This window comes from Dellaglioa sp. CoH-56-MRSF-14, from assembly GCF_056782115.1.
The window spans coordinates 1-266 of sequence record NZ_JBXAYB010000108.1 but is presented as its reverse complement, the minus strand read 5'-3'; the positions used below and the strand labels follow the sequence as shown (position 1 = coordinate 266).

The following is a 266-nucleotide window of genomic DNA, read 5'->3' as shown; positions in this document are numbered from 1 at the left end:
AAGTTGTGTAGTCGCTGCACCCGAGCCATTCACAGAGTTCGTGGTCAGGCTCTATCCAGTGCCGTTTTCGTACTTCAGCCACTCTACACAGAACGGTTACCACCATTTCGTAGAACGACTGCGCGACCGTGAGTTCCCGCTGCTTACCATCTTTCCGCAGTTTCTTCTCGATCTTGCGGACAAGCGCCTCATTCTGGCCACGCACGTATGGAAGCGCTTGTTCAAGAAGCTCTATGGCCTTCATGCAAACGCGCCTCGCATAGTCT

1 protein-coding gene is annotated in these 266 nt (G+C 53.4%); it reads right to left on the bottom strand.

What is annotated here, in order from left to right; genetic code table 11:
- A partial coding sequence (locus tag AC1RPX_RS07985; protein WP_481763364.1) for a hypothetical protein occupies positions 1–244 on the bottom strand: 244 nt, incomplete at its 3' end.
- Between the last annotated feature and the right edge of the window lie 22 nt (positions 245–266).